Annotated in this window: 12 protein-coding genes and 3 pseudogenes; 5 read left to right on the top strand and 10 right to left on the bottom strand. The window is 56.4% G+C overall.

Going from position 1 to position 17,020, the window contains the following annotated elements; genetic code table 11:
- Positions 1–753 precede the first annotated feature (753 nt).
- Both tbsP (GT355_RS16170) and GT355_RS18635 read right to left on the bottom strand, forming a co-directional pair.
- Entirely contained in the window at positions 754–1,581 is an 828-nt protein-coding gene (gene tbsP / locus GT355_RS16170) for a transcriptional regulator TbsP (protein WP_160135578.1), read from the bottom strand.
- A gap of 1,166 nt (positions 1,582–2,747) precedes the next feature.
- Positions 2,748–2,834 (bottom strand): annotated as a pseudogene (locus GT355_RS18635) (PadR family transcriptional regulator); the annotation flags it as partial.
- 65 nt (positions 2,835–2,899) lie between these two features.
- Here GT355_RS18635 and GT355_RS16165 point away from each other — a divergent pair.
- A pseudogene (locus tag GT355_RS16165) lies at positions 2,900–3,729 on the top strand (IS5 family transposase).
- A gap of 345 nt (positions 3,730–4,074) precedes the next feature.
- On the opposite strand, the gene GT355_RS16160 reads toward GT355_RS16165, so the two are convergent.
- A complete protein-coding gene (locus tag GT355_RS16160) occupies positions 4,075–5,169 on the bottom strand; it encodes an MFS transporter (RefSeq protein ID WP_160135583.1) in 1,095 nt (364 codons plus the stop codon).
- An 850-nt stretch (positions 5,170–6,019) separates the two neighbouring features.
- Here GT355_RS16160 and GT355_RS16155 point away from each other — a divergent pair.
- Positions 6,020–6,700, top strand: coding sequence for an IS6 family transposase (locus tag GT355_RS16155; protein ID WP_160135577.1), 681 nt, complete (start codon positions 6,020–6,022; stop codon positions 6,698–6,700).
- 304 nt (positions 6,701–7,004) lie between these two features.
- Here the strand turns inward: GT355_RS16155 and GT355_RS16150 are convergent, their stop codons facing one another.
- Positions 7,005–7,562 (bottom strand): hypothetical protein, encoded by a 558-nt coding sequence (locus tag GT355_RS16150; protein ID WP_192928036.1) that lies wholly within the window; start codon positions 7,560–7,562, stop codon positions 7,005–7,007.
- 361 nt (positions 7,563–7,923) lie between these two features.
- Here GT355_RS16150 and GT355_RS16145 point away from each other — a divergent pair, with 361 nt between their 5' ends.
- Positions 7,924–8,706, top strand: coding sequence for an HFX_2341 family transcriptional regulator domain-containing protein (locus GT355_RS16145; protein WP_160135576.1), 783 nt, complete (start codon positions 7,924–7,926; stop codon positions 8,704–8,706).
- A 219-nt stretch (positions 8,707–8,925) separates the two neighbouring features.
- A pseudogene (locus GT355_RS16140) lies at positions 8,926–9,209 on the top strand (IS5/IS1182 family transposase); the annotation flags it as partial.
- 158 nt (positions 9,210–9,367) lie between these two features.
- Here GT355_RS16140 and GT355_RS16135 read toward each other — a convergent pair.
- The 3 genes from GT355_RS16135 to GT355_RS16125 form a co-directional block, all read right to left on the bottom strand.
- Entirely contained in the window at positions 9,368–10,720 is a 1,353-nt protein-coding gene (locus tag GT355_RS16135; protein WP_160135575.1) for a DUF790 family protein, read from the bottom strand.
- A gap of 34 nt (positions 10,721–10,754) precedes the next feature.
- Positions 10,755–12,215, bottom strand: a complete 1,461-nt coding sequence (locus GT355_RS16130) for a DEAD/DEAH box helicase family protein (protein ID WP_160135574.1) — start codon at positions 12,213–12,215, stop codon at positions 10,755–10,757.
- Positions 12,216–12,335: 120 nt separating this feature from the next.
- Positions 12,336–12,692: a calcium-binding protein gene (locus GT355_RS16125; RefSeq protein WP_160135573.1), complete on the bottom strand. Its 357-nt coding sequence runs from the start codon at positions 12,690–12,692 to the stop codon at positions 12,336–12,338.
- A gap of 160 nt (positions 12,693–12,852) precedes the next feature.
- On the opposite strand from GT355_RS16125, the gene GT355_RS16120 reads away from it, so the two are divergent.
- On the top strand, positions 12,853–13,449 hold the full coding sequence (locus GT355_RS16120) for a hypothetical protein (protein ID WP_160135572.1): 597 nt from the start codon (positions 12,853–12,855) through the stop codon (positions 13,447–13,449).
- A 157-nt stretch (positions 13,450–13,606) separates the two neighbouring features.
- On the opposite strand, the gene GT355_RS16115 is transcribed toward GT355_RS16120, so the two are convergent.
- The 3 genes from GT355_RS16115 to GT355_RS16105 all read right to left on the bottom strand — a co-directional run bounded on the left by GT355_RS16115 (position 13,607) and on the right by GT355_RS16105 (position 16,606).
- A complete protein-coding gene (locus tag GT355_RS16115) occupies positions 13,607–14,437 on the bottom strand; it encodes a glycerophosphodiester phosphodiesterase (RefSeq protein ID WP_160135571.1) in 831 nt (276 codons plus the stop codon).
- 106 nt (positions 14,438–14,543) lie between these two features.
- Complete coding sequence (tbsP, locus tag GT355_RS16110; protein WP_160135570.1) at positions 14,544–15,377, bottom strand: transcriptional regulator TbsP; 834 nt, start codon at positions 15,375–15,377, stop codon at positions 14,544–14,546.
- A gap of 212 nt (positions 15,378–15,589) precedes the next feature.
- Positions 15,590–16,606 carry a DUF7983 family protein gene (locus GT355_RS16105; protein WP_160135569.1) on the bottom strand — a complete coding sequence of 339 codons (1,017 nt, stop codon included), beginning with the start codon at positions 16,604–16,606 and terminating at the stop codon, positions 15,590–15,592.
- Positions 16,607–17,020 lie beyond the last annotated feature (414 nt).

Here is a 17,020-nt window from a genome sequence, read left to right as displayed (position 1 = left end):
AGAGAGCTCAATCGCTTTGTCGAGTTCCTCACTCAGCACGAAGTCGCTGCGAAGCGCCTGAGCGAGCCGGATGGCGTGGTCGAAATAGAGTTCAGTATCTCAATGAGTATTGACCTACTTATGTCGATTATTCTACTGTCGAAAAGGTACTCCTTTCCAACCATCCCAGTTACTTCAACTCGGCTTAGCCACTCTACGACTCCTACGTCTTCTACTCTGTTTACTACCTACACTGAGTAGAGTGTGCACACGGTTCAAAATTGGTTGATCCACGACTCCCAGAGCGGCTCCGATAGACCCGGAGACTAGTCGTTGATTTGGATCATGTTATTGCAGTGCGTACAAGGGACTTGGTCCGTCGAATCCGAATCGTCGTATTCTGTCTCCTCTCCACAGTTATCGCAGGTGATTGTTGCCATGCCATCAACCTTCGTTCTGCCATTTCATGAAGATTCCGCGCGCCTGTGCAACCATGTGCCTACACATATGAGGGAGCTGTAAGTACTACAGGAACAGAATCGGAAGCAACAACGCAAGCACTTGCCTGCCGCTCACCACACGTTGCCGATTCTTCTCGCGAGTTCTACTCACCATCAACAACTCTGCCGGGATTCGGTTGGTGCTTAACGTCTTACCAAACAATCGAACCTGATCTCGGTCCGAACGTTAGGTAAGAGTCCATTTCGAACCAGCCCGAATTTTCATTGCAACTTAGGAAAGGGCCAGTAGGCTCTGTCAAACCAACTGGAAGAACTATGCCGCTTCTGAGAGCAATCGCTGAGCGACACTTGGGAGAGCGTCCATATCAGCGTCCTGCAGTTCATCCTTACCGAAGAGAAGTCGGAGACGCGGCCGACCAACGTCGATCGGGACCTTCTCGGTCTCGATCAGCCCGCCCTCTTCGAGAGTGTTCTTCCCTCGCGAGAAGGTTGCCTTGCTCGCAACGCCGACCTCCTCGCCCCAGTTCGAGATATCGTAGAGGAGGAGTTCGTGCTTGGCAGCCACGAGAAGGCAGATGTCTACCACGTCAAGATTCTCATCGCTACGAGTACCCCCAACAGCGTCAAGCATCGCTCGGAAATCCGTCTCGACCGCCGAGCCGAATTCTTCCCTTAGGGACTCTTCAATCCGTGAGCGTCCTGGGGTTCGGAGTGAGAACTCTTCGGCCCGGTTCCAACGGTCGTTCCACTTTTCGTTTGCTGCACCAACGAATTCCTCGTGGTCAGTTGGGAGAGCTACAGGGTTCTCACCGGTGGTGACAAGCGAAACAACTGACTCCTCAATGATGACCAATTGATTCTCAAATGTGCCTTCGCCTGCCCGTAATGAGAGCCTTCCACTCTCAACAAGGTCTGCAGCCCCGCTCGCCAGGTCGAAATCGTCTCGAACCCATCTCAATACGGATGTGGTCGCAAGGAGATGGACAGTCGGTGGGTCATCTCTTTCCTCGAGTACGGTGATGAGTGCCTCAACGAGAGCTTCATTGAACCCAGTGCAAAGGAGGTCGTGTGACTCATTCTCGAGAATTTCGTTGAGGAGATTCGACTTGGATATCTCTGTAATCGGTTGATTAGGTACCATATACTAACCTTACTTCGGAGCTGTATCGGTCTTTTGTCTAAGTGATAAGTGTGTCATATTAGTATTGAAGAGATCGACGAAGTTCAAGCGTAGTAGTGTGATAGTTTGGTAGACTATCAGCGGTATTGGCTTGATATCTGCTCTATCTAAAATGTGTAGGCCCGTCCGAGGTCTCCAGGTAAATAACTTGAACTTCTTATTCAGAAGGAGCTCTTTCTAGGCTTTTCTCTCCAGCCAGAACGACCCAACAGTGATTGTTCCGCAGGTTGATGCTCCGACTCTCTAAGTTACGACGAAGAGCGGATTTCACGCGAGGTGGTAGGAACTATGCTTTCGATGATGTGTTGGGGTACACACGTGATCGGCGTTTGCTACCTCCAACGCTACTGGGGGTCCAGCGCACATCGGCAACGCCCACCACCTCACTTTGTGACCGCCTTCGTATCTGGGCTGAGTATGTCGTCAACAATAAACGTGTGGCTATGAGCATTGGTCTATCGCTAAGATGATGACGAAGTACGGTTTTCACGCGAGACAGCCCGGAACAATGGTTTCGTTGATATGGTGTGGGTTGTTGCTTCCGTCGCCACCGGGAGCACAGGGCACATCAGCATCGCCGACTGTCCCGCTTTGTGACCGTCCTTGCGGCCTTTCCTACTACGCTTCTCAGACAAGTGATTGACGTATCTCAGTGGTCTATCTCTCATCCGATTTGGGACAGATTAGAACCCTCTCGAACGATTTGACTACTGTGGAGCCCTACAAAAGAACAATCACCTTGAGCTGACCTCCAAAGTGTTTTCTCAGCCTTGCTCCCCAACCTCTGCCCTGCTTCCGAAGCCATTCACTAACAGATGTCTGGGTAGAAAATGGGCCGGCCGGTTTGCCCCCCGGCCCGTGGTTTGTGTATACTCCTACGCGCGGTGTCCCCGTGTTGGCCGCACGTAGTACAGGCAACACGCCTGCATGTCTCGCTATGGGTTAGGGCCCCTTAGTTCTTGTTACCAAATAGCACAACACATTCGACGTTTGGTCTCGTCCTCCAGAATAGACGTTTCACGCTCGCGGTCAGCAATCCCTCTCAAACCGCAGTTCGGGATGTGAGACTCGTCACAACACCATTCCCATCGCTCATTGTTTCGTTCTTGATATGTGAGCGGTGGCTATCAAGCCTCGGCAGCAACGTATTGTTCTTCCCACTCGCGACGGGCCTCGATTTCGCGGCGGCCACGCTGAGTCATCTGGGATCTGTTGAATCACTAGGCGGCGGGATCAGTCGCTAAATCAAAGGCGCTGAAGCGAGAGATCGGTGTGGATCATGACCCAGATCTCTCGCTTCACCGAGCGATGCGTTTGGTGGCTCAAAACGTTACTGGCGATAGAGACGAATCCGCCGCCCCGAACGGTGGCGGCGGATTCGCCGACTACGCCCTCGTTTCACTGCACTGTCTCCGGATTTACCTCGATACTACCTACCGAATGACCATCGATCTGCTGAAGGAGATGCCACAAATACTTCGGGAGATTGGCCTCAACGCGGCCGATCTCCCTGCATCGTCGACGTTGTGTAAGGCACTCGATCGGATCGAGATGAGTCTCTGTCGAGTGCTGCTGCGCCAGTCGGCGCAGCTGCACGACCCGTCCGAACACGCCGCCCTCGACGCCACGTTCTACGACCGAGACCGCGCCAGCCGCCACTACTGCCACCGTACCAACTACCGCATTCAGACACTCAAAGTTACCAAACTCGTCGATACAGAATCCCAAGCCGTCCTCGACGTGCACTGCTCGACCACGCTTGGGGGAAGTGACGCCGACCTGTGCGAGCAGATCGCCCGCCGGAACGCGGGCGATCTGCGGACTCTTGCTGCAGACAAAGGCTACGACAAGAACGCACTCCCCAAGCGGTTGCGTGAAATCAGAATACGGCTGTTAATCAAACACCGGATCTTCGCACCGTACGACCACGCTCACAACGCTCGAATCGACGAGGATCTCTACGCACAGCGGTCAATGACCGAAACGGTGAACTCAGCCGTGAAGCGCTCGCTCGGCTTCGCCGTGCGAGCGCGTGAGTGGTATCGAGAGTTTCGGGAGATCGCCCTGATGTGCCTCGTCTACAACATCAAACGCTCCGTCAAACAGTGAAATCTACTGCCTTACAGCGATTCAATAGAGCCCTCCGAACACGGGATGTAGTTCACATCGAGAACAGGGCAAGGCCGGTCGGTGCTACCGTTGCGGGGATTTGCCTCGCATACTTTGCCACCCTAGCGTACCATATCGGGACACTGTGGATACACTCGTACCGTATCCATTTCTGTCCGGCAATATGATGTCGGGCATGCATCCAGAAGGCACTCTTTTAGTCGTCGTCGGAGCTCTCTGATTCGCTAGATACGCCGAATTGGCTGGATGTACTTTCGTTATCCTTGAAGTGATCGATATTCAAGATGGGGAAAACAGTCACAACTAGCTCCAAAAGTCAGACCTCTAATTGGCTTCGGCAGGAAGTCGAAACGTGAGCAACGTGACAACAGCCATCAGCAGTGCTAACGAGAGATACCCCTCGTTAAAAAATCCGCGCTCGGCTACAGCGCCGAAGAGCACCGGTCCCATGGAGGCCAGCAACGAAGCGCTTGATCGGACAGCTCCTAGCCCCGTCCCCTCTATCTCCGGTGGAATCGTTTCCGAGAGATATGATTGGGTGATTGCACCCGACCCCAGCATCGAACTGATGAGAACTGTATCTGCTGCGAGTAACCAGAACTGATCGAGAAAGGGGAGAAGGGCGAATCCGACGATCGCTCCGCTGAGTATGACCGGAAGCGAACGCCGAATCCCGATCACATCGTACGCAACCCCGGCAAGCGGTTTCGCGACGATACCGAAAGCGAAGAACAGACTGAAGAGCGCGCTCGCTGTCGTCGAGGAAAACCCTTTGTCGTTGATCAGATACGTGGGATAGAATGCCGAGAACGTCTGCAAAACGCCGATATATAACGTTAGGATAACTACCATGATCACTAACGTCGGGTGGTAGAGTTCACGGAGAACGTTCGTCGCTCGTTGGAAGGTCAGCTCCGTGTCTGCCGTGTCGGACGGGACGGTCGATGGGAGCGCTCGCCAGACGGCGATCGCAACCACCACGAGAAGGGGCACGACGAAGACGAGGCCGGCCTGCCACGTGAGGCCGATGAGAACGCCAGCGACCAACGGAAGGACTGTCTGACCAGTATCGCCTGCTGCCATCGTTATCCCCAACACACGGCCGATGCGGTCGGGATAGAGGTCCGAAAGAACGGTGATCCGGGCAACGGGATACAGGGAGAGTCCAACACCGATCAGTCCGGTTGCAGCGAACAAGCTCCACGTCGTCGGGGCGAGAACGACCAACGACACTGCACCGGCGACGATCATCAACCCCGTTGTCAGTATCGTCCGCTCACCGTATCGATCGGCCAGCGCACCACCCGGGACTTGCCCGATCGCGTAGGTGATCCAGATGAAGGTGACCAACAAGCCAGCAGTGGTGAGCGTAAGGTCGAAGCTCTCACTCAGCGATGGCAACAACACCGGATAGATCATCCGCGTCCCGTTCAGGAGGCCCCATCCGAGCGCTATCGCGACCAGTTTCTTCCCTTTTCCGCCAGCCCACAGTGTGCCTATTTCCTGTCGTAGAGAGATCAGCGTATCCAACAACCCCAGTTGCTCGCTTCTACCCTGGTCGGGTCAATAACGCTTGCAGTGCCAGCACGAAAATCCGGTTATTGAGACAGAATGATAGCATTTCGAAGAGTGGTAGCACCGTGGTTGCTCGCGGATATGGCCAAGCGTGCGGGGATTCCCTGGGACCTGATTCTCTTAGATCACTACAAAACCACCGAGGAAACTCACTGAGCCCCTCGAATTTTACTCGTCCTTTGCTCTCCAATCCAGAGTACGCTGATATCGAGCTTGCAAACTTACATGCTCGCTCGGTAATAGCTTCTCTTGGTTCTTACTGACATCCTCTCTTTCTAATGAACTACACGGGGTCGCTGACAGGGTGTCAGCAACCATGTGTCTATTGACAGGGTGACGGTGTCGGAGTTCTCTCTTGAGACTGACATATTTCACCCAGATAATCATAGAGCCGATGCTACAGAGTCCAGCTACGTTCCGGGCGCATCTCCGCAACTGCGGGATACAGTGGCAGTCAGCCAGCGCACCAACAGATGAGTATAATGTAGTTTGTTACCGTTGATCATGAAGCCTATCGAAGAAATCGACCGTGATGCAGAGCAGATCGAAAGCCTTCTCTACCGCTTACGACCGGGTGACGAGCTCACAGTGACAAGTAACCAAAATTTGATTGATGGACGGAAGATGACGGTTGAATCGGCAGTGTCTAGTTGAGGTAGCTTGAGAAGTGAGCAGGTCGTAGCGAGCACTGACCATGAAACTCGGCGACCTGCTCAGAGAGACGTTGAACGTGGATTGTGATGAGGTTTGGGAGAATGAGCGCACCCCGACACCCGTCAGGGTGTTCGGGGTGCGTCTCCATTCGATGGGGCTGTCGCTGCGGGAGATCGTCGCGGTATTCGACTGGCTCGGCGTTGATCGCTCACACGGAGCGGTCTGGAACTGGACGCACGCACTCTCAGAGGCCCAGGCAGACCCGCCGACGGCGAAGCCGTCGCGGGTCGCCGTCGACGAGAAACAAATCGAGGTAGATGGCGAGAAGAAGTGGCTCTACGCCGCCATCGACACGGATTCCAAGCTGCTCTTGGAGGTCGACGTGTTCAGCCGCCGCGGGACAGACCCCGCGGCGGCGTTCCTCTCTCGTCTCACCGAGAAGCATGAAGTCTCAGATACCGAGTTTCTCACCGACGCAGGTGGGTATCTCACGGCTTTGGCTCGCCTTGATCTCCGCGCCGGACTCAACTACAGCGAACGGAATTTCATCGAGAAGTGGTTCCAGACCGTGGCGATGCGAATCGACCGCTTTCACTCGTTCTGGCGGGGGAGTCCAGCCAGCGCGCGGCGCTGGCTGCGACGGTTCAGGCACCACTACAACCACGATCGACCGAATCAAGCGCTGGATGGACAAACGCCAGCTGAGGAGGCTCTCAACTAGACACTACCGTTGAATCGGTAATGTGAGAGAATCCACCGGGATATGATGAAGAGTATTACCGGGTTCGGGCCCGGACTTCCCAGCAAGCGCGTGACCATGAAAGCGGGTATTATGTGCTGATGCCGGAAAAGCCAGATAGAAAGGGTCATCGCCCTGTTCCGGAGGTATACCACCACAGTCCTGATCCTGAGGCAGATAGCATAGAGACGACGAAAGGTGCGATCTTGGAGATTACGCTGACCGCGTAGCTACGTTGTCCCCGACGAGGAATGAGGGAAGGCCGGAGGACCGTCCTCGTTGTCGCTTACGCCTCGGTTTTCGACTGGACGAGACCGTAGGTCGTCTCCGTGAACCGGTACTGACTCGCGTCAGCAACCGTCACGAGCACCGTGTGCCCTACTGTGCGGTTCACGGCATCGCGCATCTCGTTGAAGTCGTCCTCGTCGTCCACCTCTAGGTCCGCTCGACGTAGATCCTCTCGGTCGAGAATCTGGTCTACCACCGAGTGTAACCGGCTGAGGTACCCGTAAGGGGCCGTCTCGTAGTCGTCGCGGTCCTCCTCATAGTCGAGGTCGAGGAGAATTGGGTTCTTGCCGCCCTGTTTCTCCTGGTGGAGGTAGCCGTCCGTCACGAGTTCGTTGAGGAGTGTCGTGTACTGGAGGCTGGTGAGGACGCGGTCCACGTCGTCGATAACCGTGTCCAAGTCGTCTGTCTCTTGGGTCTGCTCCAAGAGGTTCGGACGCTCGAACGTGGCCGGTCCGTGGACGTAGGCGGTCGTCAGTGCTACGCGTCGTCGTGCCGTGGTTAGCTCGTTCCACGGCGTGTGATCGGTGTCGTTTGGTGAGTCTGTTGTTGAACTCATATGGCGGGTCTTCGACCACCGTCAGCGAGGGGAAGGTATTTCACTAGTCCTTCCTAAGGCCTGTATAGGCCCGAAATTCGTTCCAGCTCGCGCGGGGTTCCCAAGATCCCTTTGGCGGCTCGAAGTTGGGACGGTTGGAGGGCTGCGCCTTCGGCCCGTGGTTCGCTGGCAGGCGGGTACGGGCCGAGTTTGTCTTTTCCGGGTGTCCGGTCATAGGTCGGAGCGGGGAGTCCGACGTTTTACGACGATAGGGCTTTGTCCGTACTTAAACTTGTCGCACAATCACGGTGCTACCGTACTATAATAGTACGATAGTACGACAACCACGTGACTTTTGTACCAGCGATTAGTAGGTGGGAGCATGGACTGGGACGTTCGTGAACGCGTGCATGTTATGCCGGTTGGATACGAGTACGAGCGGATTGTCACCCCCGCAGAGCACTTTCGGGCTGATCGCGTTGTTTTGATCGGTCATGAGGAAGACGCGGAGGATAGTAAGGGGCGGCATAAATGGAACCGTGTAATAGAGGCGCTTGATGAGCGCGGTATCAGCCATGAGGAGGTATACTGCGATATTTTTGATCTATATTCGTCGCTTGGCACTATCGCTGAAGTCATTTCGACGCACGCTGACGATGATGTTTATGTGAACATTTCTACTGGCAGCAAGGTAACAGCGGTTGCCGGAATGATCGCGTCAATGGTGCTGGGAGCAAATACGTACTACGTGAAGGCGGAGGATTATACTGATGATCCAAGTTCGATCATAGATGTGGATAATCTTCCGAAGTACCCGATCGATGCACCGGATAAGGAGCAGGTGAGTGTGCTCGAATTTATTGATACCTGGACCAAGTATGAAGGACCACCGACGAAGGGTGAAGTCATCCATTTCAGTGAGAAGGAGAGTTTAGCGTATATCCGGCAAAATGTGGAAAGCAAAGGTAAGTATCGCTTGTTAGATACAAACATCGTGGAGCCCTTAAAGGAACGAGGATGGGTTCAGGAAGCGAAACAGGGGAGGAACAAGGTTCTCAGTCTCACAGACGATGGTATTGCGGCATTACAGGCATTTCGGTGGATGATTGACGAAGATATCGATTGGGAGAAGTATCAAGAGGAAGGATTAGATAATTCAGGCTGAGGTACCGTAGGCGACATCTGATTCGGATGAAGATTACTCTCCGCCACCATGAGTCACCCGACAAGCAGACGCTGGGTAGTGTTGCCCAGTCAATTACGTCCTGTGGTGCGGTGAGTGCTGTACCATAGGTTTTGTCGGGTAGGTTATAGTACCGCTGACAGCACACTGTCTAGATGAGGTGGCTTGAGAAGCGAGCAGGTCGTAGCGAAGACGTCCATGAACCTCGGAGACCTGCTCAGTTTGGCCGCCGACAAGGCTACGACGATATGTGCTTCCGCGAGGCTCTCCGAGCCAAAGGCGTTTGTCCGCTCATCAAACACCGTGTCTTCGCATCGTTCACGCGCACAACACGCGCATCGAGACCGAACGCTACCACCAGCGTTCGATCGGTGATCAAGCGCTCGTACGGCTCCGCCATCCGGGCGCGAGCGTGGTATCGCCAATTCCGTGAAATCTCGCTCACCGCCGCCGTCTACAACGTCGAACAGGCCGTCAAACCGTGAATCCTTTCGCCCTCTGCGGATTCAATAGAAGCCTCCTATTCGGTCTCGGCAGTAGCGGGTTCTCTGGTGCTGGCTGAATATCAGCCAACCGTTCTATGACATCCTCTTAGGGCCCGCAAACAGGGTTTGATGGGAGTGTGTACTGGGACCGTCTCTACTCAGGGTCCAACAGAGTGTGCCTGTGCTGCATACTCCTCGACAAGATCAACCACATCGTAAACGTGGATGCCAGTCTTGAACCAGAGCACTCGGTCAGCCCCGAGGTCGATGTCCTCGCTCGTGCAGTCGAGATTTTCCGAGACCGCTAAGACCAGATTCTCCACATCGACCTGACGAATCTTGGAGAGCTTCTCGTCGAGGTATTCGGGCGTCCAGAAGCCCACTATCTCCAGAATCGCCCGTCGGCCGTCTGGATGTTCGAGCGCGAAGTCCGGTAACAGCACCTCCGCTCCCAGATCGATCACGTCATCCTCACGGACCAACTCCCATTCCGTGTTCGCCCGCTCCCACTTGGTGGCGAGCGTTCGTTCGAGATCGCTGTCGTACTGACTGCCTGCGCTGTAGTGTGTTTGGAGTCCCGTCGTCTGATCCAGCGTCAACTTCCGCGTCTCGTTGGCTGACTCGTCAGTGAGAATCTCCGCCGTGAGGTCCCACCGCTCGCAGTGAGGTAACGCAGGCAGGAAATTCGCCATTCGGATGCCGTACTTGCGCGACTGCCGGAACAGCGAGGCCGGGCCGTCCAAGATCGCCTCGTACCCCTCCGCGAGATCGGTGCTCGAGACGCGCTCGCCGCGCTCATCGATCGGATAGATTCGGTGCATCAGCCCGAACAGCTTCACATAGCTGAATATTGTCGCAAAATGGTCCCAGACCCGAATCCGCAATTCGGTCGCATCGTAGAGTACCGCCTGCGCAAGCGCGAGGTTGTATCGATTTAGAAGCCACTCGACGGTGAGTTCCTCACCCTTGTACGTCTCCTCACTCTGACCGGTCAACTGAGTCGTGCTGGTCGTCCCGTCAGTGTCCAGTTCGACCGACTCGGCGACCTGATCGCCGAAGCGCACGAGGCGGTTGTTCGCATCTAGATCCGCGTACATTCCCTGATGACACTCTGCAAGTGAGATGCCGAGGTCGTCGGCGACCGCCATGTAGACGTCGAGCTTCTGGGTATCTTCGCCGAGCGTCGGCTGCCGGACGATCGGATACGAATCATTCGCGTGTTCGAACAAGCATTGGCGGATCTCGCGCGGCTCGGCAGCCGCTACCGTCTCGAAATCGCACTCGTCGCGCAGGAGTTTCGCCAACCCCTGGATGATCTTGTAGTCGGTATCAGCCACCGTCAGCTGGTCGATCGCCGTATCGAGGTCGGCCTTCGGTTCGCCTACGTGCGTCTCGAAGAGCTCGATCAACTCGCTCGCCGTCTCCCGATACCGTGCATCATCGGGATCGATGAACAGTGGCGTCACCTCGCCGTCCGATGTCCGTGAGCGCGCGAGATCAGCCGTCAGCATGGTTCTTGTCTCACTCCGCTGGTCACCGTCGCGGTCACGCTTCTGCCTCGACGCCTTCGCGGCGGCGCTGGGAGACGTAGTTCTCCATCGTATTCGTGGCGATGATCTCGTAGAGGCGCGCGGGCTGGCGCTCGTCGGTCGGACGCAGGATCCGACCGAGACGTTGGGCGTACTGGCGTTTCGACGCGCTCCCAGAGAGGATGATCCCGACGTTCGCGGCGGGCACGTCGATCCCCTCGTCCAGTACCTGCGAGGTCGCTAAGATCGAGTACTCACCAGTCCGAAACCGTTCGAGGATTTCCGTACGCTCGTCGGTCTTGGTCTGATGAGTGATACAGGGGACGATGAACTCCTGGGAGATCTCGTAGGCGAAATCGTTGTTCGCGGTGAAGATGATCGTCCGATCGTTGTGGTGGCGTTTAAGGAGTGTGTCCAGCGTATCGAGTTTCTTCGCCGCGGTGCGTGCGAGTTCCTCGGCGCGCTGCTTGGCGATCAGCGCTCGGCGGCCGTCAGAATCGTAGGAGGTGTGCGCGAGGAACTCCTGATAGCCCTCGGCTTTCCAGAGGTCGAAGTCGTGCGTGTCGACATACTCACGATAGATGCCGTACTCCTCGTCGTACTGGGAGCGTTCGTCGTCGGTCAACTCGACCTGCATGTGGATGGTTTCGTACTCGCTGAGATACTCGCCGGCGAGCTCGTCGACTTCCTCTTCGTAGACGACTGGGCCGATGAGACCGGTGTCTTCGAGGAGTTCGTGGGCATCGTCGGCGCGCTCGTAGGTGGCGGTGAGCCCGAGACGATATGGCGCGATGGCCATCTCCGGGATCTGTCTATAGGTCGGGGCTGGCAAATGGTGGATTTCGTCCGCGATCAGGAGCCCGAACTGGTCGCCATACTCGTCGATGTAGCGATACGCGCTGTCATAGGTCGTCACCGTGATCGACCTGGTCTCGTGAGTACCGCCACCGAGCACGCCGACCGCCTGTCCGGATTCGTCTCCGCTCTGACGGGGCAGTTGATCGCCGAAGGCGTTGGTGAGGGTGGCGTGCCACTGGTTCATCAGATCGATCGTCGGCGCGACCACGAGCGCAGCGACACCGGCATCTGCGATGGCTTGGATACCCAGGAACGTCTTCCCGCTTCCAGTTGGAAGGACGACGCTGCCGCGTCGGTCATGAGTGCGCCACGCATCGAGCGCCGCCTGTTGGTACTCGCGTGGTTCGATCTGGAGCGCCGGATCGAGCGCGAGGGCAGGATAGGCCCGAGCCGTATCCTCGACCGCAACAGTCGCCGACTGGATGGTCTCTTGGTGGGCTGACTCCCGTGTAGCGGAGGTAGGGTTCTCATCGTCCCATGCGTCAGCCCATTCGAGCAGAGGCTGGTAGCGATACGCGGGCGCGCGGTAGTCGTCAACCCGGTCGTCCCACTCCGCGTACGGAACGTCCTCACCAGCCTCTCGAAGCAGGAGCGTGCCCCCGTCGAACTCGATCCGCATCTGGTAGATGCCAGAACCGCGACCCGAATAAGCTATACTGATTGGAGGAGAGATGGTTTCGGGCCATCTGCCTGCACTTCTGCGGGTACGGAGTGATTCCATCGGATACCCGGAGGACTGTCAGCGGTCGAGCCAGTAGTGCCAGTCTGCGATCGCTTGTTCGGTGGTACTGTTGGCGTCGACCGGCTCCAGTTGCTTGAGTGGCACGCCAAGCTCCCGATTCTTCCACTCTATAGTCACGAATTGCTTGCGAGGCGTCGGCTCTGTCGTTGGCATTCCGATCACGCGTACGGTTTCGCCTTCCTTGAGAGGGGATTCTTCGCGCTCGGTGAGACAGCGCGCTTCGAACGGGAAGTCCAGCGTGTCGTCCAGATAGGCGTGCCAGCCCATCGCCTGCTCTTCCGGACTGTAGGTATCGACGATGATCTCCATCTCAATGCGTTCTTCTCGGTCTTCGTCTTTCTCGGAACGTGTCATGGCCCACCAGTACTCACCCTGGACGGAAGATGGTCGGGATGAGCGAACCTACCTATCGACCCGCACAAAGGGTGCTCAATCACAGCCGTAGAAGTACGGGCACCACGGTCATTTCAGTCCATCCCGAGGAGTTACGCGGCTGTATCGTGAACGGCCGCGTATGGAGCGCACACCTACCGCGTTTTCCGAGGCTCTCTGGTCCGGCGACACCGACCAGGTGAATCGCGCAATCGATGAAGTCCACGAGATGGATCTCGAAGAACGGGCGAAACTGTTCGACAAGGGGTTCAAAATCTGCCGTGAGCTGTATGCCGAGGGCGATGGCTACCAGCGCCAGTCCGCGATCCGCTTTGCAGCCGAGCTGTATCCTCGACTGGCACTCCGAACGGTCGGCTCGGAGTTCATCGACGACGCACTACCGGGCGACCACACCACCAACGAAACAGCCTCCCATCGTCAACGACTGTGCGAGCTGTATCTCGATGCACTCACCGACGGTGATGGCCGTGTGCGGCGCGCCGCGGCCAAATCCATCAAAGACCTCGCGCTCACCGCCGAAATCATCGAAAACGAAGACGAGCTTCAGCGACTCGTCGAAGAACTGGAGTCGCTCAAAGCCAGTCACACGGACCCTGAACAAAAACACATCCAGCAGGCGTATGAAAACGTGACCTTCCACACCAACAAGCCGTTTTCCGTACTCTCGAACGCAATGGACGAGATCTTTGATGGGAGCCGTCCCCCGGGTGGGTTGTGAATCCGATTTCTGCCCTTCACTGACGGACCCCGCGACATCGATTCGCGTAATCGCTATAAGAATAGCGTGTAGCCAGGACACGATTATCCCCACGCTTCAATCACGATCCAAGACCCGGGTCGCGCGCCGACTATATCGCCGTGAGCGTTCCTCAAGACTACCGTGCAATGGGGAACTCAAGCACACTGGGGTAATCCGCAATGAGCCCATCGACGTTTAGGTCGACCACCCGATCGGCTTGCTCCCAGTTTTGAATCGTATAGACGTTCACATCCCGGCCTTCGTCGTGAGCTGTCTCGACCAATTCTTCGTCGAGCGTACCCTGAGATGGATTGACTGCTTCAGCATCGAGTCGGCGAGCGACCTTGAGGTTCTGCTCATTGTTAGCTCCAAAAAGCTTCCCGATGGGTACTTCGGGAGACACTGTTCGGACTGCTTCCAAGGCGTCAGTTTCGAACGATGAGACAAAGATATCGTGCGGGAACTGGTCAGTGGTTTCGAAGGTGCGACGGGCGACCTCTTCCCATGAGAGTTTACCCGAACCCTTGAACTCGATATTCATCGTAATGCTCGGCCGGACAGCATCGAGTGTTTCTGTGAGTGTCGGAATCGTCTCTCCGCTTTCGAGAATTTCTGCTTGGAGCACAGTTTCAGAAGATGTCTGTGAGACCGCTCCTTCTTTGTTGGTGAGGTTGTCGAGACGATCATCGTGGAAGACGACTATCTCGCCATCGGCACAGGGCATGATGTCGATCTCGATGCGGTCGGGTTTGAGCTGTGAGGCACCTTCGAAGGCTGCGATGGTGTTCTGTGGAAACGTTCCAGCGAACCCACGATGGGCAGTAATACGTGGCCCGCGGTGATCACGTCCCCGCTCTGCGAGACCGGTTCCGCTCAGCAGTGACGTTCCAATTACTCCACCGGTCACTCTGAGCATCGTTCGTCTGCTAACCGCACTTCGGAGCCGCTGAGCAAGACTCGTTGACATACAATGTGACAATTTCGAGGGAGCAATAAGTTCTTCACGGCCGTAAAATACATACCACAATATACCATCCTCACCCCTCCGAATACCTTCTCGGTCCGTCCTCTGATTAAGCCGGAGCCGCCGCGAGCAGCTCGCGAGCGACGCTTGCCAACTCCTCAACGTCCGCCTCGCGGAGCCGCTCCTCGCCCAACACCAGACGCAAACGCGGCCGTCCCACGTCGATCGGCACCTTCTCCGTCTCCAGCAGTCCCTGTTCTTCGAACTGAGTCTTCGTCCGTGAGAACGTTGCTTTGCTCGCGACACCGACATCCTCACCCCAGTGCGAAATATCGTACAGTAGCTGTTCGTGTTTCGCTGCCACCAGCAGACTCAGCCCCACTTCGTCCAATTCGTCCTCACCGTCCATAGTCTCAACCGACTCCAGAGCCGTCCGAAAGTCCGACTCCATCTCCGAGTTGAACTCCTCGCCGAGTGAGTCCACCACTCGCGAGTACGCCGGCGTTCGCAGGTCGAACTGCTCGCCATCTTCCCAGCGATCACTCCAGTGCTCGCGAGCCGCCGCGACGAACTCCTCGTCGTCGGTCACGAGTGCTGCACTCTGTTCGTCATCCGGTGTGAGCAGTGAGACGACCGTCTCCTCTGTCACCACCAACTCGCCATCCAGCCGCCCAGCAGCGGCGCGCAGTTCCAGCATCTCCGCTGCGAGCAATTCCGCCGCTGTGCTCGCCAGCACGAAATCATCCCGCAGCCATTTCAACATGTCTTCTCTGACGAGCAAGCGTACGTTCGGTGGTTGCTCGCTGTTGGCGAGTATCTCGATAAGTGCGCGTGTTGTGTCCTCGTCGAAACCAACTGCACTCACCACTCCACTCTCCTCGGCAAGGATCGTCCGAAGATTCTCACCCACCGATGTTCCCACTTGGGCCGAACGAATTGTCATAGAGTAACAGTAGTTATTGAAGCCATATCCACCTTTTGCATTATATTATTATCATACAACATGAATGAATATGATAGAGAAACCCATGCACATGCATACGCAGTTTTTTTCTAATTGTCAGTCTACAAAATGGCATGACCCGATTGCCGAGGCAAATCAGCACTCACGAAAGCTGTACCAACTGTCGGGCAGCAAACCTCCGTGCTCTCGTCTCAGCCTTGCTCTAGCTGTGTCTCGAACGAACTCGCTGGCGAGAATTCAGTCAGCTCCTCAATCTCTTGTTCCAGCCGTTCGACTTCCTGGCGCAGGACATCTGCCTCGGGGTCGTCACTCACCGCCAGCCGGTCTTTCAACCCCTGCAAGCGCGTCTCTTTACGCTCGTCGTCCACCTCGGCCTTGCGCACGTACTCGCTTTCGCTCACGTCGTAAACGGCCGATTCGGGGACTGAAACCACATCCAGTGCCTCTTCGACGTTCGAGCGGTCAACGCCGACGAGTTGCTCGCGGTCAATGCCAGTCTCTGCGAACGCGTCGAGCACTTCCTCGTCGTCTTTCAGCGAGCGGTTCCGCCGGGTCGTTCGCTGAACCGACCCGTACTGACCGTGTACTGGCCGGTCGTGTCCGACACGCTCTAAGAGGACCTCAGTCACGTCCTTACGGAGGTCGTTGGCGTTGCGCTGGACGTCCGATAACAAGGTGTAAAGGTTGACCAGCACGGGCGTTTCGACGTCGCTGAGGGCACTCATCTCCTCGCGTTCCAGTGCGTCGATCAACAGCAGCATATCCGAATAGACGTCGATGTCCGGCTCTTCGCGCTCGCTGTCCTGCTCGTCGTTCGCGCCCGCGCTCATCGACAAGTGCGGGGCATCGTCTAGCACTGCGCTCTCGTCGGCCTCGTTAAGTTCGGTCAGTGTGTTCTCGCGTTCATCGAGTACGTAGCGCGGGTGGAGTGCAAGCACTGCCGCGTACGGCTCGGCTTTCGGCGGCAAGCGTTCGAGCTCGTAGCCCTCGCTTGCCTCACGAGTGTGCTCGGCGAGCGCTTCGAACTGCTCGCGTTGCAGGGGCTGTGAGTCACCCGAGTCGACGTCTTCGATGATGATTCGCTGGTCCTGTACGTCGGTGATCCGGAACCGTTTCGAAGCCAGCGGCGTGATGAGCGTCGCTTCGTCGGGCAGTTCCTCACACCGCTCGATCAGCGTGCCCCACGTCGCGCCGAACGGGATTGCCATGCTCGAATTCAGAGAGTCGATGTCTAAATAGCCGTTGGCGACACACCGTATTTCCGGAGAAAATCACGGCTCCGGAGCGCGATTCAGTCCATACTCCACGTCGCTGTGGACGGGCACGGGACGAGACGAGATTAGCAGCTCCACTTCCCACCCCCCCTTCCAGTTCATGAAGTGATCTCGTAGGAGGCGATCTCGGTTGACCCGCATCGTGGACAGAAACCAGCCTCTGGCTCGACGGTCGCACCGCAATCACGGCACTCAACGATCGACTCCTCTGTCCTGCGCGAGAGTATTCGTCTGACTGTCTGTATCATGAAAGGGAAAGGAGCGTGTGACACGCTTTTCGAGGTCCGGACCCGTTCCGTCCCTCTATTCGGCTATCCATCGGACGATGATAGATGCTGTCCAAGCGGA

The organism is Halococcus salsus (assembly GCF_009900715.1).
Lineage (GTDB): Archaea > Halobacteriota > Halobacteria > Halobacteriales > Halococcaceae > Halococcus > Halococcus salsus.
Note: the sequence above shows the minus strand (reverse complement) of the source record. Positions and strands in the feature narration are given on the sequence as shown.